This is a genomic window from Streptomyces sp. NPDC002004 (assembly GCF_053593975.1).
The window spans coordinates 192292-214846 of the sequence record NZ_JBSFDP010000006.1; the positions used below are offsets into that span (position 1 = coordinate 192292).

A 22555-nucleotide genomic window follows, 5' to 3' on the forward strand; every position below is an offset into this window, starting at 1 on the left:
CCCCCGAGGGCGGCCGACCGACCGGCTTCCCGGTCCCGGAACGGAGCTTCGCGGCGGTCCCGGACGCGGTCTTCGGTCCTCGCCGGACAGGTCCTTCCCGCGTTCGTGGTGGCCGTCCGGTCTCAGTCGTCCTCGCCCTCCTCGATGGCCTCCCGGACCTCCGCCACACGTTCGCGCTCCTCGGCCGCGAAGCGCTCGGCGTCGAGCTTCTCGGCGATCTCCTCGTCCTGGGCCATCAGCAGGTCGAGATTGGAGTTGCCCATCTCGAAGACGCCCATGTCGACATAGGCCTCCTGGAGTCGCTTGCCCCACAGGCCGATGTCCTTGACGCAGGGGACGATGCGGCTGAAGAGCAACTGGCGGAACAGGTGCAGGAATTCGGACCGCTCGCTGTACTCCTCGGCCTCGGCCTTGGGGATGCCGAAGTTCTCCAGGACCTCGATGCCGCGCAGCCGGTCGCGCATCAGATAGCAGCCCTCGATGACGAATTCCTCGCGCTCGCGCAGTTCGGCGTCCGTCAGCTGCTGGTAGTAGTCGCGCAGCGCCATCCGCCCGAAGGCCACGTGCCGGGCTTCGTCCTGCATGACGTACGCGAGGATCTGCTTCGGCAGCGGCTTGTCGGTGGTGTCGCGGATCATGCCGAACGCGGCGAGGGCGAGGCCCTCGATGAGGACCTGCATCCCGAGGTACGGCATGTCCCAGCGGGAGTCGCGCAGGGTGTCGCCGAGCAGGGACTGGAGGTTGTCGTTGATCGGGTACAGCATCCCGATCTTCTCGTGCAGGAAGCGGCCGTAGATCTCGGCGTGGCGCGCCTCGTCCATGGTCTGGGTCGCCGAGTAGAACTTGGCGTCCAGGTCCGGGACGGACTCGACGATCCGGGCCGCGCAGATCATGGCGCCCTGCTCGCCGTGCAGGAACTGGCTGAACTGCCAGGAGGCGTAGTGCTTGCGCAGTTCACCCTTGTCGCTGTCCGACATCTTCGCCCAGTGGGGGGTGCCGTAGAGCGTCATCGCCTCGTCGGGGGTGCCCAGCGGGTCGCAGGGATCGACCTCGAGTTCCCAGTCGATCCGCTTGGTGCCGTCCCACTGCTTGTCCTTGCCCTTCTGGTAGAGGGCGAGGAGCCGGTCGCGCCCGTCGTCGTACTCCCAGCTGAAACGCGCCGCGCCGGAGGCCGGTACCTGCCAGAGCGGATCCGAGGGGTTCCTGGTGTAGAGCTCCTGGGTCGACATACTCGCAGGCTCACACGGTGGTAGACGCGGGGTCAACAAGTCGTGCGCAAGGGATTGACGGTCTTGCTGACAAGCAGTCTCATAAGAGATGACCCCCGGTAACGCACACGTTCCGGTGCCCCAGGCCCGTACGACGAGGTGGGAACAGCATGACGACCGTGACGGAAGCCGACGCGCTCGAAGGACTGCGCGACGCGCTCGGGCTGCTCAAGGACCGCGAGCAGGTGGCCGAGCGGCTGCTCGACTCTTCCGCCAAGCACTCCTTCGACCCCGACAAGGAGCTGGACTGGGACGCGCCCTTCGAGGAGGGCAAGTGGTTCTGGCCGCCGGAGCTGGTGTCGCTGTACGACACGCCGCTGTGGAAGCGGATGGGCGAGGAGCAGCGGATCCTGCTCTCGCAGCACGAGGCGGCGGCGCTGGCCTCGCTCGGGATCTGGTTCGAGCTCATCCTGATGCAGCTGCTGGTGCGGCACATCTACGACAAGGCGGCGACAAGCGCGCACGTGCGGTACGCGCTGACCGAGATCGAGGACGAGTGCCGGCACTCGAAGATGTTCGCGCGCCTGATCGCGCGCGGTGAGACGCCGTGGTACCCGGTGAGCCCGCTGCACCGGCACCTGGGACGCCTGTTCAAGACGATCTCGACCACACCGGGGTCGTTCACGGCGACGCTGCTCGGCGAGGAGGTGCTCGACTGGATGCAGCGGCTGACGTTCCCGGACGAGCGCATCCAGCCGCTGATCCGCGGCGTGACGCGCATCCACGTCGTGGAGGAGGCCCGCCATGTGCGGTACGCCCGTGAGGAGCTGCGCCGGCAGATGGTGACGGCCCCGCGCTGGTCGCAGGAGTTCACCCGCGTCACCTCGGGCGAGTTCGCACGCGTGTTCTCGGTCGCCTTCGTCAACCCCGAGGTGTACACCAACGTCGGCCTCGACAAGCGCGAGGCCATGGCCCAGGTGAAGGCCAGCGGGCACCGGCGGGAGGTCATGCAGACGGGCGCCAAGCGGCTGACGGACTTCCTGGACGACATCGGGGTCCTGCGGGGGGTCGGGCGGCGGCTGTGGCGGTCGTCGGGGCTGCTGGCCTAGGGACCACGCCGGGCTCTCGGTAGGGGGCGCTGCCCCGGGTGCCGGCCGCCGGCACGCCGCCGCCGTCCTCGTACCGGGGCACCGGGGACGGCGGCGGCCGAGGTGTCCGGGGGCCGCGGCGGAGCCCCCGATTCAGGAAGGGGCGGGCTCCGGAAAGGACTACGCTGCCGGATATGACCTCGGCCGCCTCCCCCGCCTACCGCCGGCTCAGCGTCGAGGAGCGGCGCCGACAGCTCCTCCAGGCGGCGCTGACGCTCTTCGCGCAGCGCGCGCCCGAGGAGGTCTCGCTGGACGACGTCGCGGAGGCCGCGGGGGTGTCACGGCCGCTGGTCTACCGGTACTTCCCGGGCGGCAAGCAGCAGCTGTACGAGGCGGCCCTGCGCTCCGCGGCCGACGACCTGGAACAGTGCTTCGCCGAGCCCCCCGACGGTCCGCTCACCCAGCGGCTGTCGCGTGCGCTGGACCGCTATCTCGCCTTCGTGGACGAGCACGACGCGGGGTTCAGCGCGCTGCTACAGGGCGGCAGCGTGGTGGAGACCTCGCGCACCACGGCGATCGTGGACGAGGTGCGGCGCGCCGCCGCCGAGCACATCCTCGGTCATATGGAGACCGCCGAGCCGGGGCAGCGGCTGCGGATGACCGTCCGGATGTGGATCACGGCGGTCGAGGCGGCCTCGCTGATCTGGCTGGACGAGGAGAAGCAGCCTCCGCTGGACGAGCTGCGGGACTGGCTCGTGGAGCAGTTCATGGCCGCCCTGACCGCCACCGCGGGCCGCGATCCGCAGACCGCGGACGTGGTGCGGCGGGCGCTGGCGATGGAGAGCGCGGACGGCGCGGTCGGTGCGCTGGCCCGCCGGGTGCTGCCCGTCATCGGCGGCGCGGGCCACCTGCTGTGACGCCGCGGGCGGGGCGCGTGACACTGGTGGGGTGAAGAGCGAGAACACCCCCTTCGTCGGCGGCCCCCTCGACGGCCGGGTACTGCCGGTACTGGTGGGCCCGACCGGGCACCCGCCGAAGATCTACCGCATCCCGGTCCCCGACGCCGCCGGCGGTGAGCCGACCCTGGTCGTCTACCGGCGGGCGCCGCTGACGCCCACGCGGCGCCTCGGGCTGCACCGGGGCTGGCGGTACGAGTACGACCCGGAGGGGCGGGACGCCGAGGGTCCGAGGTGGCCGTGGTCGAAGCCCCGGCAGGGCGCTCGGGGACCGCGGCCGGAGGGGCAGGACCCGGCAGCCGGGAGCCCCCTGGACGAGTGAGCTGAGGGGGCAGCACCGCCCAGCCTCCGCACGGAACGGGCCCACACGGCCGATCCTCACCCTGCGGGACGGAACCTCCGCCCCGGCACCGGAGGTGATGTCGTGTCAGGCAGGCTTGCACGCTGGGTCTGTACGGCGGCGACGGCCGCACTGACGCTGGCGCCGCTCGGAACACCGACGGCGGCACCGGCAGCGGCGGCCCCCCGTCAGAAGTCCGTCGCCGACCTGCTGACGGACCTTCAGCGCCTGTACCGGGAGGCCGAGGCGGCCACCGAGACGTACGACGCGACCGCGGAGAAGCTGAAACAGCGGCGCGACGAGGTCCGGGTGCTGGGCGGAAAGTCCGCCGAAGCGCGCCGCGCGCTGCACCGCAGCCGGGCCGACGCCGGCCGGCTGGCACGACAGCAGTACCAGGGCAGCGGGGACTTCTCGCCGTACGTACGGCTGTTGCTGTCGCACGATCCGCAGCACCTGCTCGAACAGGGGCACATGCTCCAGCGGGTGGCGTCCGAGCGCGCCGGCACGGTGAGCCGGCTGGCCGACGACGAGCGGAAGGCCGACCGCCTCGCGGTGGCGGCGCGCGCCGCACTGGACGACCAGCAGATGCTGGCGCAGCGGCAGAAGAAGCAGCGGGACGACGTGGAGGGGCGGCTGAAACAGGTCGAGCGGCTGCTCGCCACGCTCAGCCCCGACCAGGTCGCCGAACTCGCCCGGCTGGAGTCCAGCGACACGGCCGCGGCCCAGCAGAAGCTGCTCGCGTCCGGGGCGCTCGCCGGTACCCGGGCACCGTCGGAGAACGGCAACGAGGCCGTCCGCTACGCCGTGCGGCAGATCGGGAAGCCGTACGTGTGGGGAGCCCAGGGGCCCGACGCGTACGACTGCTCGGGGCTCACCTCGCAGGCATGGGCGCACGCGGGGCGCGCGATCCCCCGGACCAGCCAGCAACAGTGGGCGACACTGCGGCGGGTGCCGCTGAAGGAACTGCGGCCCGGGGACCTCGTCGTGTACTTCCCCGAGGCCACGCACGTCGCCCTCTACCTCGGGGGCGGGATGGTCGTGCAGGCACCCCGCCCCGGGGCCTCGGTGAAGGTCTCCCCCATCGCGGCGAACCCGGTACTGGGCGCGGTGCGCCCGGACCCCGGAAGGAAGTCCCTGCGGAGCTATGTCCCGCCGGTACTGCCGATGGGGTCCGGGCAGGGCTCGGACCGGGTGTCCTGGCCCCAGGGCACCGGCCCGTGACGCGCCCGCCCCGCAGGACTCCTCAACCGGTCGAGCGAACCGTCAGGCTCCCGACGCCGACGCCAGGTACGCGCCCGTCTTCTCAGGGTCGTAGAAGTAGTTCTCGAAGTCGGCCGGGTCGTTGAAGCCGTTGGCGAAGCGGTTGGCGACCTCGGGGAGCTGGCCGGCGGCGCCGATGAGGTTCAGGACGTGCTCCGGCGGGACGCCGAGCATGGCGTTGGTCCACTTGGTGACGTGCTGGGCGGTGTCCCAGTAGCGGTCGAAGGTGGCCTCCATCCAGTCCTCGTCGAACGGCTTGTCGCCGTGGCCGAGGATCGAGTCGAGGTAGGCCGCGGCGCACTTCGAGGCGGAGTTGGAGCCCTGGCCGGTGATCGGGTCGTTGGCGACGACGACGTCGGCGACACCGAGGACCGCGCCGCCGCCGGGGAGGTGGCCGATCGGGTTGCGGACGGTGGGGGCGTACCGGCCGGAGAGGGTGCCGCCCGCGTCGGTCAGCTCGACCTTCGTGGCCCGCGCGTACTCCCAGGGGGTGTAGCGCTCCATGAGTTCCAGGGTCAGGGCGAGGTGCTCGCCCGGGTCCTTGACGCCCTGGAAGACGTCGAGCGGGCCGCCGGGGATGCCCTCCCAGAAGAGGATGTCGGCGCGGCCGGAGGTCGTCAGGGTCGGCATGACGAAGAGCTCGCCGACGCCGGGGACGAGGTTGCAGCGCACGGCGTCGTAGTCGGGGTGCTCGGGCCGCGGGCCCAGGCCGTGCACGTAGGAGACGGCGAGCGCGCGCTGCGGCTCGGTGTACGGGGAGCGTGCGGCGTCGCGGCCGAACATCGAGACCAGCTCGCCCTTGCCCGCCGACACGAGCACCAGGTCGTACGTACGCGAGAAGTAGTCCAGGTCGGAGACCGCCGCACCGTGGATGACGAGCTGGCCGCCGCGCTGGGCGAAGGTCTCCATCCAGCCGGCCATCTTCACGCGCTGGTCGACGGACTGCGCGTAGCCGTCGAGCCTGCCGACCCAGTCGATGGCCCGCTGCGCCGGTCCGGCGTCGAAGGAGCCGGGTGCGGCGACCGAGACGCCCAGGCCCTCGATCTTCGGGGCCTGCGACTCCCAGAAGTTGATCTTCAGGTCCCGCTCGTGCTGGAGGGCGGTGTCGAACATGCACTGCGTGGACATGACCCGGCCGGACCGGATCTCGTCCGCCGTGCGGTTGGACATCAGGGTGACCTCGTACCCGTGGGACTGGAGTCCGAGGGCGAGCTGGAGACCGGACTGGCCGGCTCCGACGATCAGTATCTTCCGCATGCGGGTGCTACTCCTACGTACGTCTTTATTCGGGGGAGACTTCGAGCGCGTGGCCGACGAGGGCGAGCAGGGTCTCGACCACCGAGATCCGCTGCCGTGCGTCCATGATCAGCACGGGGATGTGGGCGGGCACCGTGAGGGCCTCGCGCACGTCGTCGGGTTCGAACCGCTCGCTGCCGTCGAAGTGGTTGACGGCCACGACGTACGGGAGCCCACAGCTCTCGAAGTAGTCCAGCGCCGGGAAGCAGTCGGACAGCCGGCGTGTGTCGGCGAGGACGACGGCGCCGATGGCGCCGCGCACCAGGTCGTCCCACATGAACCAGAACCGCTGCTGGCCCGGCGTGCCGAACAGGTACAGCACCAGGTCGTCGTCGAGCGTGATCCGGCCGAAGTCCATCGCCACGGTGGTGGTCGTCTTGTCCGGCGTGGAGGTGAGGTCGTCGGTTTCCTCGCTGGCCTGGGTCATCAGCGCCTCCGTCTGGAGGGGCTGGATCTCCGAGACCGCGGTGACCAGCGTGGTCTTGCCGACGCCGAAGCCGCCCGCCACCACGATCTTCGTGGCGATCGGCGCCCGGGTACGGTCCGTCTGCCAGGCCTGCAGCTGCTCCTCCGCCTCGACGGCGGGAACGGTGTCGGACACGTCGGAGACGTCAGAGACGGCGGAGTCCACTGAGCACCCTTTCCAGCAGAGCGCGGTCCGGCTGCCCGGTGCCGTGACCGGTTCCGTACACGCGGATCCTTCCCTGGTCCGCCAGGTCGCTGAGGAGCACGCGGACCACACCGAGTGGCATGCTCAGCAGCGCGGCGATCTCGGCCACCGTGCGCATCCGGCGGCAGAGTTCGACGATGGCCCGCAGCTCGGGCATCACCCGGGTGGTGAGCGAGCCCTTGGGCAGTTCCCTGCGCTCGGCGGGGGCGTCGATGGCGGCGACGAACGTCTCGACGAGCAGCACGTGCCCGAAGCGGGTGCGGCCACCGGTGAGCGAATACGGGCGCACGCGGGCGGGTTTGCGGTCGCCGCCGCGCACCGGCAGTTTGCTCGAACTCACTTGGCCCTCTCCATCGGCTTGTTCTCCATCGACTTGCGCAGCTCGCTGCGGAGTTCGGGAGTGAGGACATGCCCGGCCCGGCCGACGAAGAGCGCCATGTGGTAGGCGACGACGCTCATGTCGCAGTCCGGTGTGGCGTGCACGCCGAGCAGTGAGCCGTCGCTGATGGACATGACGAACAGGCTGCCCTCGTCCATCGCGACCATCGTCTGCTTGACGTTGCCACCGTCCATCAGCTTGGCGGCGCCGATGGTGAGGCTGCCGACGCCCGACACGATGGTGGCCAGGTCGGCGGAGGATCCCTTGGGGCCGCTCGGTGAGTGCGCGGGCCGCTCGGCGTTCCTCCTGGGGTCGGAGGAGAGCAGCAGCAACCCGTCCGACGAGACCACCGCGACCGAATGGAGTCCGGGCACCTCCTCGACGAGGTTCGTCAGCAGCCAGTGCAGATTTCGGGCTTCACTGCTCAGTCCATAGGTGCTGGGCGCAGTCAACTGCTTGCCTCCTCGACTGTGTCCCCCTTGGCTTCTCCGGTACGTTCCGTGGCGTCGGGCGCGGGCGTCCTGCCGTCCGCGATCTCCGCCTCCACGTCGCGCCGCCCCGCGACGGCCCCCTTGTGGAACCCGCCCAGCCGCCGCCGCAGCGCGTCGGCGTCGACTCCGCCGGGCCGCGCCTTCGGTGCGGGCGCGGGCGCGGTCAGCTTGGGGGTGCGCTTGGGGAGGCCCTTGTCGGTCAGACGGGGGCTCTCGGCGGGGTCCTGCGCCGGGTCGGCCGCACCCGCGGGTGCGTCGTCGGGCGCGGGCGACGGTGCGGGGATGGGCGAGACAGGAGCGGACGCCGCGGGGGCGACGGATACAGCCTCGTCACCGGCCCGCTCGTGGGCGCCGTCGTCGTCCGACGGTCGGGCCGGCGCGGCCTCCTCGGGTGCGGGGTCGGCCGCGATGGCTTCCGGCAGTCCGAGTTCCATGGTCGTCTCGGCCTCGGCCACCGCCGACTCGGCCGCCAGGATCAGCGGGTCCGCACCGGAGGCGACCCGCCCCGGCAGCACATTGGAGTTGGCCTCGGCCTCGGACCCGGGCAGATGCACCGCGGGTCCACCGCCGGCCGCCCGGGGCGCGGGGGCCACCACGGCCGCCGGCAGGTCGGCGAGCAGCCCCTTGGGCAGCACCACGACCGCGGCGACCCCGCCCTGCTTCTGCTCGCGCAGCCGCACCCGCACGCCGTGCCGGTGCGCGAGCCGCGCGACGACGTACAGCCCGAGTCCGAGCCCGCCGTCGTCCTCGGTGCCCTCGGACTCGAAGGTGTCGGACTTGCCGTACTCGGCCAGCCGCGTGTTCAGCTCCTGGAGCCGCTCGTCGGTGATACCGATGCCCTCGTCCTGGACGGAGAGCATGACCTCGCCGTTCTCCAGCAGCCATCCGGAGACCTCGACGGAGATGTCCGGCGGCGAGAACGACGTCGCGTTCTCCATGAGCTCGGCGACCAGGTGGCTCAGGTCGTCCGCCGCGAAGCCCGCGATGTGGACGTGCGGCGGCAGCGCCGCGATCCGCACCCGCTCGTAGCGCTCGATCTCGCTGACCGCCGCGCGGACGACGTCGACGAGCGGCACGGCCCCGGGGTGCTGGTGCTTGTGCTCGGCTCCGGCGAGCACCAGCAGGTTCTCGCTGTGGCGCCGCATGACGGTCGCGAAGTGGTCGAGCTTGAAGAGCGTGGCGAGCCGGTCGGGATCCTGCTCGCGCTCCTCCAGGTTCTCGATGACGGCGAGCTGCCGCTCGACCAGTCCGAGGGTGCGCAGCGCCAGGTTGACGAAGGTGCCGTTGATGCTGTGCCGGACGCTCTCCAGGCGTTCGGCGGCCGCGGCGATTTCGGCGCGCAGCGCGTCGCGCTCCCCGACGACCGCCTCGCGCTCGTCGGCCATCTTCTGGCGCTGCCCGACGAGGTGCTTGCGGTCGGCCTCCAGCGTGGTGATCCGCTCGTGGAGGGCGAGCGCATGCGTGTGCAGGGCGTTGACGGAGCGTACGACCTGGGCGAACTCGTCGTTGCGGCCGGTGAACCTGATGGGTTCCTCGGTGGCCGGCTCCGCGGCGAGGCGGGCGGAGCCGAGGCGCAGCACCGCGAGCGGGCGGGTCAGCGTCCGGGCCATGGCCATGGAGACGCCGATGGCGACGAGGACGCAGATGCCGACGAGGGCGATGCGCAGTTCCAGCTCGTCGACGTCGTCGTCGCGCAGCTGGGTGAGGTCCTTGGTGTGCTTCACGCCGAGGGACGCCTCGGCGCCGCGCATCAGGTCGACGCGGGCGGAGAGCGCGGCGTCGAGCTTGTTGCGGTCGTAGCCGCGCTCCCCGGTGGAGAGGGCGGGCTGGTCGGTGAGCTTGGTGAGGTACTTCTCCGCCGCGGTGACGCCGGGCCCGGTGACCGTCGAGTCGTACGCGGAGGCGTCGGCGGCGGGCGCGTTGTCGTGGAAGTCGGCGAGCGCGGCCTGTTCGCGCAGCCGCGCCTGCTGGGCGGCGGCGCTCAGCTCGTTGCGGCGCTTGGTGTCCGCCGGGGACTCGGTGGTGACGGTGCGCGGCAGGCCCGTGGCGGGGTCCACGACGGTCGTGGTGCCGGCGGGGCGGGGCACCGAGAGGGCGGCGAGGAGCAGTCCGCGGGCGGCCGAGGCCTGTTCGACGGCGGTGTCGAGGGAGACGAGGGCGCGGGAGCCGTCGGCGGCGCGCGGCGGCGTCCGCTCGGCCAGGTCCCCGGCGAGCCGGTGGAGTTCGGTGATGACCCTGGCGTACGCGCCGTGGGCCTGGAGCGGTGTGCTCTTGCCGGTGAGCGCGGCGCGGCGGACGGCGGCGATGCCGTCGAGGTCGTGGAGCAGGGAGCCGGGGGCGTCGGTGCGCAGTTCCTCGATCTGGCGGTCGACGCGGGCGCTGCGCTGCTCGGACAGCCCCTTGCCCGCGGGGCGTCCCGCGGCGATGTACGAGGTGACCTCGTCGCGCTCGTCGGCCAGGGAGTGGGCCAGCGTGAGGGCCTGCTGGGTACGCTCGGCCAGCGTCACCAGGTCCTGGGAGTCGTTCAGCTGCCCGGAGGCGGCCAGGATCGCGGGGGCACCCGCGCCGGCGATGGCGGCGGCCACCACGGCCACCGAGGCGACGAGGCGGTTGCGGACACGTGCGGTGCGGCCCGCGGATTCCGGCTGCGGAGGGACCGCGGCGGAGGACGGCGCCGACGGGTTCGCCGAGGGCGCGGCGGGCAGGCCCGTCACGGGCGCGCCGGACGGGTTCGCGCCCGGTGTGCGCCCCGTGACCTCGCCCGAGGCCGTCTGCTTCCCTTTGCGACGAGGCCGCATCTTCGACACCGGTGCTCGCATTCTTGACTCGTCTACACGTGGGCCAGGGTGACGGTCCGTCAGCGGAAACGTCCTCCCGGTCAGGTTCCCGACCCTCCCAGCGCCCCTGAGCAGTGGTCGCGCATCGCCTCACCCGCCACCCGAAGGAGTGAACCTCGGCCAGGAGTTGGCGGCAAGTTCCGGTGGCACGGGATTTCGGCGGCTCCGGGGTGCCGGTTGGACGTCGCCCACAGGCTTTGGCAGGATACGCCGCCACGGTTGCCCGGACTCGATCATTCCGGCCCAAATCCGGCGGCTGACCTGGCAGTACGCTCTTCTCGACCGCAGTTCACCTCGCATTCGGCCACGTTGTGAAGGCCTGGTGCAGACTGGCCGGATGCGCATCGAACTCGCGACGGCCCCCGGCGACCCGGCCCGGCCCAATGAGGACTACGCGGCAGTAGCGGTTCCGGCCTCCGGGCAGGGGGGATCGCTCGTTCTGCTGGACGGGGTGACGCCCCCGGCCGGTGACTACGGGTGTCTGCATTCCGTTCACTGGTTCACGGCGCAACTCGGTGGATCACTGGGTGAACTGTCCGTTTCACGGCGAGATCTGACACTCCGGGAGGTCCTGTCGGAGGCGATCCAGCGGACGGCGGACGCCCACCGGGGCACGTGTGACCTTTCTCACCCGCGCACTCCTCAGGCAACGGTGGTCCTCGTGCGGTGGTCCGCGGAGCGCGTGGAGCATCTGGTCCTCTCGGATTCGGCGCTGCTGCTGGAGCGGGCCGACGGAGTGGTCGTGCCGGTGCTCGACGACCGGCTCGCCCGGGTGCCCCGGGCCTCGCTCGTGTCGGACGCGGTCGCGGACGCCACCGTGCGGAACAGGGAGGGCGGCTTCTTCACCGCGGCGGCGGATCCCGCCGTCGCCGACCGGGCGGTCACCGGGGTGGAGCCGCGGGCCTCGGTGCGGGCCGTCGCCGCGCTGACGGACGGGGCCGGACGGTGGGTGGAGAAGTTCCACGAGGGCGACTGGGCGGAGTGCTTCGCCTTTGTGCGCAAGGCGGGGGCGCAGGGGCTGGTGGACCGGGTGCGGGCGCTGGAGCGGGCCGACGAGACGACCCGGGCGTACCTGGGGCGGAGCAAGACCCATGACGACGCCGCGGTGGTGTACGTCGAGCCGTGAGGCCGCCGCCCGGCCGGGGCACCGACGGCACGCGTCCGTGCCGCGCCTGCCGCGCCGGCGTTCGGCCGTGGGACCCGGCCGTCACGCTCCGGTGCACGGTCCCGGCCCCGGGAGTTCGGCCGCCGCGCCCGGCACACGGCCCTGGGCCCCGGCGTTCAGTCGTGGCGGCAGGCGCGCGGGCCCCGGCCGCGGAGTTCGGCCGTCACCCTCGGCGCACAGTCCCCGGTCGCGGAGTTCAGCTGTCGCTACCGGCGTTCAGCTGGTGGAGCAGACGGGCCAGCTCCGCGAGGTCCTCGCGGTTCCAGTCGGCCAGCTGACGGACGTAGCGGGCCCGGCGTGCGTCGCGGACCGTGCGGAAGCGGGCGCGGCCCTCGTCCGTGAGGTGGACGAGCCAGGCGCGGCCGTCCGCGGGGTCGGGTTCGCGGGCGACGAGCCCGAGGTCTTCGAGAGCGCGCAGCTGGCGGCTCATCGTGGCCTTGCCGACGCCGATGTACGCGGCGAGTTCGGTGGCCCGCTGGCGCCCGCACTCGTCCAGCCGGACGAGCAGTCCGTAGGCGGCGGGTTCGAGGTCCGGGTGGACCTCGCGAGCCATCTCACCGGAGTTGGCCCGGGCACGCCGCAGGAAGACCGTCAACTCGCGTTCGAGTGCGAGGAATTCGCGGTCCACACCACTTTCCGACGCGTCGGATTCCACGACGCGCCTCTCGTCGTTTCCGTTCTCCTGCACGTCAGCACCCATGCCCGGTTTCCCGCTCCTGAAAGTTTTCGCCGATCGGCATCATCGCCGCAGCTCCGCCAGTATTTCGCAGGAGTAGACCAACGACGGCATCCGGCCCCTCTTCCCAGCCGCCGGTCTACGTGCGTAGCTTCATATATGTGACATGACACCGACAAGTCGTGACGGTCCCGTGTCGCTTCCCCCCTCACCGAGCTCCTGGCAGCTCACAAGGCCCCCGGAGGCACGACCATGCCCGTGCACAGATCCTCCCCCGCCGCCTTACTTCTCGCAGCCCTCTGTCTGCTGCTCGCCCTGCCCGCGGCGGCCCACGCCGCCGACCACCCCACCACGGCCGCCGCCCCGACGGACACCCCGCCGCGCGGCTCCGCCACGATGGGCATGGGTGTCATCGCGCACGACGGACAGGGCGGCAGGCCATCCGGCGCCACCGTCACCCAGACGGAGGGCGTGGACGTCAGCAGCCACAACGGCAACGTCGCCTGGTCGACCCTCTGGAACAGCGGAGTCAAGTGGTCCTATGCGAAGGCCACGGAGGGCACGTACTACACGAACCCCTACTTCGCGCAGCAGTACAACGGCTCCTACAACGTCGGCATGATCCGTGGCTCGTACCACTTCGCGACCCCGGACACCACGAGCGGCGCCGCCCAGGCCAACTACTTCGTCGACCACGGCGGCGGCTGGTCCCGCGACGGCAGGACGCTGCCGGGCGCGCTGGACATCGAGTGGAACCCCTACGGCGCGGCCTGCTACGGCAAGTCGGCGAGCGCGATGGTCTCCTGGATCGCCGACTTCATCAACCAGTACAGGGCGCGGACCGGGCGCTACGCGGTGATCTACACGGCGACCAGCTGGTGGCAGCAGTGCACGGGCGGCTACGGCGGCTTCGCCACGAACGACCCGCTGTGGATCGCCCGCTACGACACCACCCCGGGCGAACTCCCGGCCGGCTGGGACTACTACACGATGTGGCAGTACACGTCGTCCGGCCCCACCGTCGGCGACCACAGCAGGTTCAACGGGGCGTTGGACCGGGTGCAGGCTCTGGCGCTGGGCTGAGCTCGGAATCCCCCGGCCGGGGGTCCGGGGGTCGCCCCCGGAAGACACAGCAACGGGGCGTTGGACCGGGTGCAGGCTCTGGCACCGGACTGAGCACGGAACCTCCCGGCCGGGGTTCCGGGGGTCGCCCCCGGAAGACACAGCAACGGGGCGTTGGACCGGGTGCAGGCTCTGGCACCGGACTGAGCACGGAACCTCCCGGCCGGGGGTCCGGGGGTCGCCCCCGGAAGACACAGCAACGGGGCGTTGGACCGGGTGCAGGCTCTGGCACCGGACTGAGCACGGAATCCCCCGGCCGGGGGCCCGGGGGTCGCCCCCGGAAGACACAGCAACGGGGCGTTGGACCGGGTGCAGGCTCTGGCACCGGACTGAGCCCCCGCCTCGTACGGCGCGGTCGTCCTCTACGCCGCGGCCCCCGCCTACGAAACGGCCCTCCCCCTGGGACAGGGGGAGGGCCGTCCGCTTCCGGCGCACGGCCGTCACACCGCGGCCGGAGCCGTTACGCCGCAGCCGTGACCTCCGGCGCCGCGGCCGTGACCTCCGGTACCGCGGTCTCGGCCGCCGGGGCCAGGGCCAGTTCGAGAACCTGGCGGACGTCGGTCACGGCGTGCACGTCGAGCTTGTCGAGCACCTCGGCCGGGACGTCGTCCAGGTCGGGCTCGTTGCGCTTCGGGATCACCACCGTGGTGATCCCGGCCCGGTGGGCGGCGAGCAGCTTCTGCTTGACGCCGCCGATGGGCAGCACCCGCCCGGTCAGTGAGACCTCGCCGGTCATCGCCACGTCCATGCGGACGAGCCGTCCGCTGAGCAGCGATGCGAGGGCGGTCGTCATGGTGACGCCCGCGCTCGGGCCGTCCTTCGGAACCGCGCCCGCCGGGAAGTGGATGTGCGCACCCCGGTCCTTCAGGTCGCCGACCGGGAGCTCCAGCTCCGCCCCGTGCGAGCGCAGGAAGCTCAGCGCGATCTGCGCGGACTCCTTCATGACGTCGCCCAGCTGACCGGTCAGGGTCAGCCCCGCCGCACCGGTCTCCGGGTCGGCGAGCGACGCCTCGACGTAGAGGACGTCGCCGCCCGCTCCGGTGACCGCGAGCCCGGTGGCGACACCGGGGACGGCGGTGCGCCGCTCGGCCGGGTCCTGGGCGGACTCGGGCACATGGTGCGGCCGTCCGATGAGCCCCCGGAGATCGCCGTCCGTGACGGTGAACGGCAGCTCCTGTTCGCCGAGTTCGTGCTGTGCGGCGACCTTGCGGAGCAGCCGGGCGATGGCGCGCTCCAGGTTGCGCACACCGGCCTCGCGCGTGTACTCACCGGCGAGCTTGCGCAGCGCACCCTCGTCGAGTGCGACCTCGCCACCGGCGAGACCGGCCCGCTCCAGCTGACGCGGCAGCAGATGGTCCCGGGCGATGACGACCTTCTCGTCCTCGGTGTACCCGTCGAGCCTGACCAGCTCCATACGGTCGGCCAGCGCCTCCGGGATGGCTTCGAGGACGTTCGCCGTCGCCAGGAAGACGACGTCGCTCAGGTCCAGCTCCACCTCGAGGTAGTGGTCCCGGAAGGTGTGGTTCTGCGCCGGGTCGAGGACTTCGAGCAGGGCCGCGGCCGGGTCGCCCCGGAAGTCGGACCCCACCTTGTCGATCTCGTCGAGCAGGACCACCGGGTTCATGGACCCGGCCTCCTTGATGGCGCGGACGATGCGGCCGGGCAGCGCGCCGACGTACGTACGCCGGTGGCCGCGGATCTCGGCCTCGTCACGGACGCCGCCGAGCGCGACGCGGACGAACTTGCGTCCCATCGCGTGTGCGACGGACTCGCCCAGCGACGTCTTGCCGACACCGGGCGGGCCGACGAGCGCGAGAACGGCACCCCCGCGCCGCCCGCCGACCACGCCCAGCCCCCGGTCGGCGCGCCGTTTGCGCACCGCCAGGTACTCGGTGATCCGTTCCTTCACGTCCTCCAGGCCCGCGTGCTCGGCGTCCAGGACCGCCTTGGCGCCCTGGATGTCGTACTGGTCCTCGGTCCGCTCGTTCCAGGGCAGTTCGAGAACGGTGTCGAGCCAGGTGCGGATCCACGATCCCTCCGGGCTCTGGTCGCTCGACCGTTCCAGCTTCTCGACCTCCTTGAGCGCGGCCTCGCGGACCTTCTCGGGGAGGTCGGCGGCCTCGACACGCGCCCGGTAGTCGTCGGACTCGTCGCTCTCGGACTCGCCGTTGAGCTCGCGCAGCTCCTTGCGCACCGCTTCGAGCTGGCGGCGCAGCAGGAATTCGCGCTGCTGCTTGTCGACGCCCTCCTGGACGTCCTTGGCGATGGACTCGGCGACGTCCTGCTCGGCGAGGTGCTCGCGCAGCTGCTGCGTGGCGAGCTTCAGGCGGGCCACCGGATCCTCGGTCTCCAGCAGCTCCACCTTCTGCGCGGTGGTCAGGTACGGCGAGTAGCCGGAGTTGTCGGCCAGCTGCGACACGTCGTCGATCTGCTGGACGCGGTCCACGACCTGCCACGCGCCGCGCTTGCGCAGCCAGCTGGTGGCCAGGGCCTTGTACTCCTTGACGAGCTCGCCCACGGCGCCGGGAAGCGGGTCGGGAAGGCTCTCGTCGACGCGGGTGCCCTCCACCCAGAGGGCGGCACCGGGCCCGGTCGTACCCGCCCCGATCTTCACACGGGCGCGCCCGCGGATCAGCGCGCCGGGATCGCCGTCCGCAAGCCGGCCCACCTGCTCGACGGTGCCCAGCACGCCGGTACCGGCGTAGGTGCCGTCGATGCGTGGGACCAGCAGCACCTTGGGCTTGCCCGGCAGGGACCGGGCCGCGGCCTGGGCTGCCTCCACGGCGGCGCGTACATCGGTGTCGTTCAGGTCCAGGGGCACCACCATTCCGGGCAGCACGACCTCGTCGTCGAGCGGCAGCACGGGCAGGATGAGCGGTGTGAACGCCGTGGACTCAGCAGCCATGATCTCCCCTTCGGCAGTCAAGTTGAGCTATGTCGACTCAATGCAGGGGAGCTCCGGAATGTTCCCCGGCGGACGTTCGCTCTGAGCGATCGCCCGGCGGGTGCACGGCTACGCACCGTGTCCGGCCCCATGAGGTGCGGGTCGGGTGCTCTGGCCCGTCCCCTTCCACAGGGCTTGTGCAGAAGGGGACGCCGCAGCGACGCCTCGCATTCCCGTCCGCCTGTCCGCCGCCCCCTCCGCCCCTCGTCCGCCCTCCTCCGCGGCGGCGCGACAGCTCGGCGGTGCGGAGGTCGGTGATCCGGGCCACCTGGACGCACGTCCTGGTCATTCCGGCCGACGTGGCCTAGTGCGCGGTTCGTACACGCAGGTCGTGCCGGTACGGACCGTCGCTGCGAGGTGACGCCCCAGCTCCGGGTGGACGGCGGCGATCCGGTCGATGGCCGCCAGGATCCGCGCCGCCACCGCGGTACGGACGCGGTCGGCGGCGGAGCCGGTCCTGCGGGGCCGGTCGCCGATACCGTACGCGGAGGCGAGCCGGCCGATGAGCGCGTCGCGCTCGAGGGCGACCCGGGCCGACCACCCGGAGTCCCCGCTCACCTCCGCCGCCTCCGCCTCGGCCGTCAGCTCCCGCATCCTGCGGCGGTACGCGGCGCGCACGGTCGCGTCCCGTGCCCGGCAGGGGGCTCCGGACCCTTGGAGGGTGCCGGGCCGCGACGCCGTCGCCAGGTCCAGCGCGGGAACGGGCACACCGGGCCGCGAGAGGAGGGCGGCCAGGTCCCGCAGGCCCTCGCCGTCTGGCAGTCGCGCCTCGCGCCCGGCGTGGCGCAGCTGCCAGATGCCGTCGACCAGCCGGAACACACTCTCGGGGTCGGTCTGGATGTCGGCGTCGAGGTCGGCCTGGATCTCGGGGTCGGGCTGGATGTCGGCGTCGGCCGAGCCGGGGCCGTGGCCGTCGGGTCTGTCCGGGCGGTCGGAACCCCCTGGGCCGTCGCGACCGTCGGGATGGTCGAAGCCACCGGCACCGCCCACGGACCCCTCCGTGGCGCGGAGCGGCCGCGTCTCCCGTTCGATGCGTTCCAGCAGCCCTCTCGCCCCCGCCCACAGCGCCGCGGCGCGAGCCGCCTCCGCATGGCGGCGGGCTGCGGTGGCGTCGCCCAGGGATGCCGCGAGCAGCGCCAGGTGCCGGTGGACCGGGCCCCGTACCACCGCTCCCGGGCCCTCCACGACGAACAGGTCCGCGTACGGGGCGAGCAGGGCGTACAGCCGGGGCGCCGTGTTGTGCGCGCCGATGAGCGCGACCGTCTCCGCCGCCTGCGCCAGGGCCGGCAGCCATGCGCCGTCCCGTGGCGCGGTGGCCAGCCGTGGGAGGACCGCGGTGAGCCGGCGCGCCGCCTCGTCCACGTGCCCGAACTGCGCCGCGACCAGCCCGAGCGCGACCTGGGGCCATGCGCCCGGGATGCGGCCCAGCGGCGGCATCCCGGCGAGCATCCGCTCCAGTCCGGTCAGGTCCCCCGACTCGGCGAGCAGGGACCAGCGCTGGGCGGCGATGAGTGGTGCCGCGTCGGCGGAACGGCCGGCGAGGGCCTCCGCCAGGGTCTCCGCCTCCGCGAGGGCGGTGCGGCAGTCCTCGTACCGGCCCTCCATCAGGGCGCGCGCCCCGCGCCACAGGGGCACGAACCAGGCGTCCGAAGGACGGCGCAGGGACCGCACCGCCCCTTCGTACGCATCCGCCTCCGCATGTGCGCCCTCGATGTCCCCGGTCTCCAGCAGGGCGACGAACCGCAGGCGGCGGCCCAGCAGTTCGAGCGCGGGGTCCGGCAGATCCCGCGCCACACCGACGAGCTCCGCGGACCGGGCGAGCCGGCTCGCGCAGCGGTCGGGGCCGGGCCCGACCGTGCAGAGAGCGGCGAGCGCGACGCCGAGCACGGCCGGGTCGCCGCCCGCCCGGGCGTCACCCACGGCTTCCTCGGCGAGGTCGACCCGGTGCTGCACGGGTGCGTCGGGGCCGGCGACGACGGCGAGCCGAGCGGTGACGGCGGCGCGCAGCGTCGCCCTCCCGGCATCGGCCGCCAGCGCCTCCCGCGCCTCCGTCAACAACTCGATCTGCTCCCGGTCCACGGGACCGTCCCCGGTGCCGTCCCCGGTGCCGGTGGGCCCGCCGCCGAGGGCAAGGGCGGACCGGGCGAGCAGGTCGGGGCGGCGCGCGGTCCGTGCGAGCCGGGCCGCGTGCAGACATGCGGCCCTGGCGGCGGCCGGGTCTCCGGCGGCGAACCGCGCCGCGGCGAGGCCGAGCCGGGCCTCGGCATGTTCCGTGGGGTCCGTGGCGTCCGCCATCGCGTTCCTCTCGCCACGACGAGCGTAGGCACGCGGGCCCGAGGGCGGCAGATCCGGTCATGTGCCGGGAGAGCCGGGACCAGGGCGTGTAAGGTGCTCTAACCAGAAGGGACTATTACCTATGACTCAGGGGGCCGTCATGGAGAGCACGAACAGCATCGTCCGCGCGTGGGTCGACGGGTGGGTGGTCTCGCGCGGGGCCTCGTTCCCCGTCGTCGAGGACTGGGGCTACACCATCGACGTGGGGCTGCCGAAGCAGGTGACCCGGTATGTGTTCGCCGGGCTCGGCGCGGACGTGGACACGGCCGCGGTCCGCAAGGTCGCCGCCGCCGTGGCCGCGCCCGGCGTCTGGCTGAAGGTGTTCGCCCCGGAGGAGGACGTCATGCGACTGCTGGGGCCGGGGTGGACGATCGACGAGCCCGGACACCTGATGTCCGTCGCCCTGCGAAGGGTCGGGGCCGCCGTAACCCCGGGGCCCGCCGGAACGGGGCTTCCCGACGGGTACCGACTGCGCAGCTGGACCCGCGGCGGGGTGACGCGTGTCCTCGTCACCGCGCCCGACGGCTCCTTCGCGGCCCGCGGCCAGGTCGCGCCCACCGGCGCGACGGCCGTCGTCGACCAGGTGGAGACCTCGGCGGAGCACCGCCGCAGGAGGCTGGGCAGCCTGGTGATGCGAACGCTCGCCGAGGCGGCCCTGGAGCAGGGGGCCGAGACCGGGGTGCTCGGCGCGACCGACGACGGACGGGCCCTGTACACCTCCCTCGGCTGGCGGGTGCAGGCCCCGCTCACCAGCGTCCACTACGTGCCCGAGGAGCCGACGGACCCGGCGGCCCGTCAGTCCTTGTAGTCGGGCGCGATCCGCTCCACCAGCCGCAGCATCGCCGCCCATGCCAGCTCGTACGCGTCGTCGTCGGTGAGGTCCGCCGTCGCCTCTCCGGCGAGCTGCCGTGCGGTGTACTCGCAGACCTCCGGCGACGGCACCGTGAGCGCGCCGCCGCCGGCCTGCGCGGCGATCTGGATGTCGCAGGCCTTCTCCAGGTAGTACATGCGCAGGAACGCCTGCGCCGCGCTCCCGCCGACGGTGAGCAGGCCGTGGTTGCGCAGGATCAGCGCCGGGTGACCGCCGATGTCGTCGACGAGCCGCTGCTGTTCGTCGAGGTTGAGGGCGACGCCCTCGTAGTCGTGGTAGCCGACCCGGCCGTAGAACTCCATCGACATCTGGTTCAGCGGGAGCAGGCCACCCTCCTGGGCGGCCACCGCGCAGCCCGCCCTGGTGTGCGTGTGGAGCACGCACTGCGCGTCCTCGCGCGCCCGGTGGATCGCACTGTGGATGACGAACCCCGCCGGGTTCACCGGGTACGGCGTCGGCTCGACCGGCCGGCCGTCCAGGTCGATCCTGACCAGGTTCGAGGCGGTGATCTCCTCGAACAGCAGCCCGTAGGGGTTGATCAGGAAGTGGTGGTCGGCGCCGGGCAGCCGCAGCGATATATGGGTGAAGATGAGGTCGGTCATCCGGAAGTGGGCGACCAGCCGGTAGACGGCGGCCAGCTCGCGGCGCAGCTCCGCCTCGGTGGCGGGGGCGGCGGGCGCGGGGGCGGCGGTGACGGCGGCGGTCATGCGGAGGCTCCTTCGGTCGGGTCGATGACGGGCGTGCGGGGACGGCCGGTGCGCTGCCAGGCCAGGACGTTCTCGGCAGGGCCGGTGACGTAGGCACGGCGCGAGGCGTCGGAGAGGAAGGCGCTGTGCGGGGACAGCCGGATGCGCGGGTGGGTGAGCAGCGGGTCGCCCGCGGGCGGCGGCTCGACCGGCAGCACGTCGAGCGCGGCGCCGGCCAGCCGCCCGCCGTCGAGCGCGGCGAGCAGCGCATCGGGGTCGACGAGCTCGCCGCGCGAGACGTTCACCAGATATCCGCCGGGCCGCATCCGCCCCAGCGAGTCGGCGCCGATCAGCCCGCGCGTCTCCTCCGTCAGCGGGACGTGCGGCGACAGCACGTCCGTGACGGCGAGCAGTGCGTCGAGGCTCGCGAGGCGGTCGACACCCTCCGGCCATGCGGTGGCCCGCGGGTCGTACCCGACGACGCGGCCGAAGACGGGTGCGGCGAGCCGCGCCAGCTCACGGGCGATGCGGCCCATGCCGACGAGTCCGAGCGTCAGCTCGCCCGCACGCCGCGGGAGCGCCGTGAATCCGGTGGCCCAGCCGCCGCCGCGCACCGCGGCGTCGGCTTCGGGCAGATGCCTGACGAGCGAAAGCGCCGAGGCGAGGGCGTGCACGGCGACGTCCTCGGTCGCCGCGTCGGGCAGGTTGGCCAGCCACAGGCCGCGGCGCCGCACGGCCTCCGCGTCGACCATGTCGTACCCCGCGGACATGGTGGCGAGGATGCGCAGTTCCGGCAGCCGGGCGAGCAGCGCGTCGTCCACGCACGCGTAGCCGACGATCAGGGCGACCGCGTCGTGCGCGACCGCCGCGATGCCCTCCGGGTCGCGGCCGCGTGCGATCCGGACCTCGAACCCGGCGTCCTCGAGCAGCCGGACACCGGGCCCCGGTTCCAGTTCCTCGGGATCCGTGAACACCACAACCGGCCGCCCCACACCAACCTCCACAGCTGATTCGTCCGCAAGACCTAAAGTAAAGTTACGTTTCGTTCGTTCAGCTGTCTACTGGCGATCGATATATGAGAGGACTCGCACACGTGGACCTGGACCAGACCGACCTCGCCGTCGTGCGCGCGCTACAGGCCGACGGCCGGCTCACCTACGAGACGCTGGCGCAGCGGGTGGGACTGTCCCGGCCCGCAACCCGCGCGCGGGTGCAGCGGCTGCTGTCGTCGGAGGCGGTGCGGGTCGTCGGTGTCGTGCACCCCGCGGTGCGGGGTCTGACCGCGTCGGCCCATCTGTCGATCGACACGCAGGGCCCGGCGGGGCCGGTCGCGCGCGCGATCGCGGCACTGCCGCAGGCGCCGTTCGTGACCCTCACGGCCGGCCGTCGCGCGATCATGGCGGAGCTGCGGACGGCCGGATTCGCGGCACTGGAGCAGGCGATCGAGCAGGTCAGGGCGCTGCCCGGGGTCGCCGACGTCGACCCGTTGCTGGCGACGCGGCAGATCAAGGACCCGTATCTGGTGCCGGACGAACCGGCCCCGCTCGACCTCGACGCCACGGATCTGCGGATCCTGGCGGAGCTGGAGCACGACGGGCGGCTGCCGTTCGCGGAACTCTCCGACCGTGTCGGCCTCTCCCCCGGCGCCACCCGGTCCCGGACCCTGCGGCTGCTGGACGCAGGGGTCGCCCGGGTCGTGGCCCTCGTGCGCCCGGAGGCGCTGGGACTCGGCCACGCGTGCGGCTTCGCGGTGCGTGTGCAGGGCCCGTCCGAGCCGGTCGCCCGACTGCTCGCGGACTGGGAGCGCGTGACCTTCCTGTCGACGTGCGTCGGCCGTGCACAGCTGGTCGGCACGATCACGGCCGAGTCGCTGGACGCGGTCCTCGGGACGCTGGAGCGGATGCGGGCCGTCGAAGCGGTGCGGGGCGTGGAGAGCTGGCTGCACATGGAGCTGGTCAAGGAGCGGTACGACGAACTGGTCAGGCAGGCCGAAGGGCCGGTCGTATAGGCGGGCACGCACGCCTGGCCGGGCACACACGCTTGTCCAGGCCACACGCCCAGGGGATGCCCCATGGAGGATCAGGCACCCTGCGCAGGCATCCCACGCTCGGGCACCCCGCACCCGTCCCGCACCCCACGCTCGGGCACCCCGCACCCGTCCCGCACCCCACGCTCGGGCACCCCGCACCCGTCCCGCACCCCACGCTCGGGCACCCCGCACCCGTCCCGCAC

At 72.6% G+C, this 22555-nt stretch carries 19 protein-coding genes; 8 read left to right on the forward strand and 11 right to left on the reverse strand.

Annotation, left to right across the window (positions count from 1 at the left end):
• Positions 1-122 precede the first annotated feature (122 nt).
• The gene (locus tag ACWCP6_RS12960) at positions 123-1229 is read right to left on the reverse strand and encodes a ferritin-like domain-containing protein (RefSeq protein ID WP_450932452.1); all 1107 of its coding nucleotides are present in this window, start codon (positions 1227-1229) and stop codon (positions 123-125) included.
• 149 nt (positions 1230-1378) lie between these two features.
• Between ACWCP6_RS12960 and ACWCP6_RS12965 the strand changes: the two genes are divergently transcribed.
• The 4 genes from ACWCP6_RS12965 to ACWCP6_RS12980 all read left to right on the forward strand — a co-directional run bounded on the left by ACWCP6_RS12965 (position 1379) and on the right by ACWCP6_RS12980 (position 4813).
• Positions 1379-2317 (forward strand): AurF N-oxygenase family protein, encoded by a 939-nt coding sequence (locus tag ACWCP6_RS12965; RefSeq protein ID WP_450932453.1) that lies wholly within the window; start codon positions 1379-1381, stop codon positions 2315-2317.
• A 173-nt stretch (positions 2318-2490) separates the two neighbouring features.
• The gene (locus ACWCP6_RS12970) at positions 2491-3213 is read left to right on the forward strand and encodes a TetR/AcrR family transcriptional regulator (RefSeq protein WP_450932454.1); all 723 of its coding nucleotides are present in this window, start codon (positions 2491-2493) and stop codon (positions 3211-3213) included.
• 31 nt (positions 3214-3244) lie between these two features.
• On the forward strand, positions 3245-3574 hold the full coding sequence (locus ACWCP6_RS12975; RefSeq protein ID WP_450932455.1) for a hypothetical protein: 330 nt from the start codon (positions 3245-3247) through the stop codon (positions 3572-3574).
• A 102-nt stretch (positions 3575-3676) separates the two neighbouring features.
• On the forward strand, positions 3677-4813 hold the full coding sequence (locus ACWCP6_RS12980; protein WP_450932456.1) for a C40 family peptidase: 1137 nt from the start codon (positions 3677-3679) through the stop codon (positions 4811-4813).
• Positions 4814-4855: 42 nt separating this feature from the next.
• Here ACWCP6_RS12980 and ACWCP6_RS12985 read toward each other — a convergent pair whose 3' ends face one another.
• The 5 genes from ACWCP6_RS12985 to ACWCP6_RS13005 are packed head-to-tail and all read right to left on the reverse strand — an operon-like array spanning position 4856 to position 10495.
• Complete coding sequence (locus ACWCP6_RS12985) at positions 4856-6109, reverse strand: styrene monooxygenase/indole monooxygenase family protein (RefSeq protein WP_450932457.1); 1254 nt, start codon at positions 6107-6109, stop codon at positions 4856-4858.
• Positions 6110-6134: 25 nt separating this feature from the next.
• Positions 6135-6779, reverse strand: coding sequence for a GTP-binding protein (locus ACWCP6_RS12990; protein WP_450932458.1), 645 nt, complete (start codon positions 6777-6779; stop codon positions 6135-6137).
• Positions 6760-7158 (reverse strand): DUF742 domain-containing protein, encoded by a 399-nt coding sequence (locus tag ACWCP6_RS12995; protein WP_450932459.1) that lies wholly within the window; start codon positions 7156-7158, stop codon positions 6760-6762. Before ACWCP6_RS12995 ends, ACWCP6_RS12990 begins: the two co-directional genes overlap by 20 nt.
• Positions 7155-7649 (reverse strand): roadblock/LC7 domain-containing protein, encoded by a 495-nt coding sequence (locus tag ACWCP6_RS13000; RefSeq protein WP_450932460.1) that lies wholly within the window; start codon positions 7647-7649, stop codon positions 7155-7157. Before ACWCP6_RS13000 ends, ACWCP6_RS12995 begins: the two co-directional genes overlap by 4 nt.
• Positions 7646-10495: a nitrate- and nitrite sensing domain-containing protein gene (locus tag ACWCP6_RS13005; protein WP_450932461.1), complete on the reverse strand. Its 2850-nt coding sequence runs from the start codon at positions 10493-10495 to the stop codon at positions 7646-7648. The genes ACWCP6_RS13000 and ACWCP6_RS13005 overlap by 4 nt, the downstream gene beginning before the upstream one ends.
• 367 nt (positions 10496-10862) lie before the next feature.
• Between ACWCP6_RS13005 and ACWCP6_RS13010 the strand changes: the two genes are divergently transcribed.
• Positions 10863-11651 (forward strand): protein phosphatase 2C domain-containing protein, encoded by a 789-nt coding sequence (locus ACWCP6_RS13010; protein WP_450932462.1) that lies wholly within the window; start codon positions 10863-10865, stop codon positions 11649-11651.
• A 235-nt stretch (positions 11652-11886) separates the two neighbouring features.
• On the opposite strand, the gene ACWCP6_RS13015 is transcribed toward ACWCP6_RS13010, so the two are convergent.
• Entirely contained in the window at positions 11887-12390 is a 504-nt protein-coding gene (locus ACWCP6_RS13015; RefSeq protein WP_450932463.1) for a MarR family winged helix-turn-helix transcriptional regulator, read from the reverse strand.
• 228 nt (positions 12391-12618) lie between these two features.
• On the opposite strand from ACWCP6_RS13015, the gene ACWCP6_RS13020 reads away from it, so the two are divergent.
• Entirely contained in the window at positions 12619-13449 is an 831-nt protein-coding gene (locus ACWCP6_RS13020) for a lysozyme (RefSeq protein ID WP_450932464.1), read from the forward strand.
• A 499-nt stretch (positions 13450-13948) separates the two neighbouring features.
• Here the strand turns inward: ACWCP6_RS13020 and lon are convergent, their stop codons facing one another.
• On the reverse strand, positions 13949-16393 hold the full coding sequence (gene lon / locus ACWCP6_RS13025) for an endopeptidase La (protein WP_450932465.1): 2445 nt from the start codon (positions 16391-16393) through the stop codon (positions 13949-13951).
• A 324-nt stretch (positions 16394-16717) separates the two neighbouring features.
• The gene (locus ACWCP6_RS13030) at positions 16718-18727 is read right to left on the reverse strand and encodes a hypothetical protein (RefSeq protein ID WP_450932466.1); all 2010 of its coding nucleotides are present in this window, start codon (positions 18725-18727) and stop codon (positions 16718-16720) included.
• Positions 18728-18866: 139 nt separating this feature from the next.
• Between ACWCP6_RS13030 and ACWCP6_RS13035 the strand changes: the two genes are divergently transcribed.
• On the forward strand, positions 18867-19574 hold the full coding sequence (locus tag ACWCP6_RS13035) for a GNAT family N-acetyltransferase (protein WP_450932467.1): 708 nt from the start codon (positions 18867-18869) through the stop codon (positions 19572-19574).
• Here ACWCP6_RS13035 and ACWCP6_RS13040 read toward each other — a convergent pair.
• Entirely contained in the window at positions 19562-20344 is a 783-nt protein-coding gene (locus tag ACWCP6_RS13040; RefSeq protein WP_450932468.1) for a class II aldolase/adducin family protein, read from the reverse strand. The two genes, ACWCP6_RS13035 and ACWCP6_RS13040, sit on opposite strands and share 13 nt — an antisense overlap.
• Positions 20341-21315: a C-terminal binding protein gene (locus ACWCP6_RS13045; RefSeq protein ID WP_450932469.1), complete on the reverse strand. Its 975-nt coding sequence runs from the start codon at positions 21313-21315 to the stop codon at positions 20341-20343. The genes ACWCP6_RS13040 and ACWCP6_RS13045 overlap by 4 nt, the downstream gene beginning before the upstream one ends.
• A gap of 83 nt (positions 21316-21398) precedes the next feature.
• Between ACWCP6_RS13045 and ACWCP6_RS13050 the strand changes: the two genes are divergently transcribed.
• Entirely contained in the window at positions 21399-22331 is a 933-nt protein-coding gene (locus tag ACWCP6_RS13050; RefSeq protein WP_450932470.1) for an Lrp/AsnC family transcriptional regulator, read from the forward strand.
• Positions 22332-22555 lie beyond the last annotated feature (224 nt).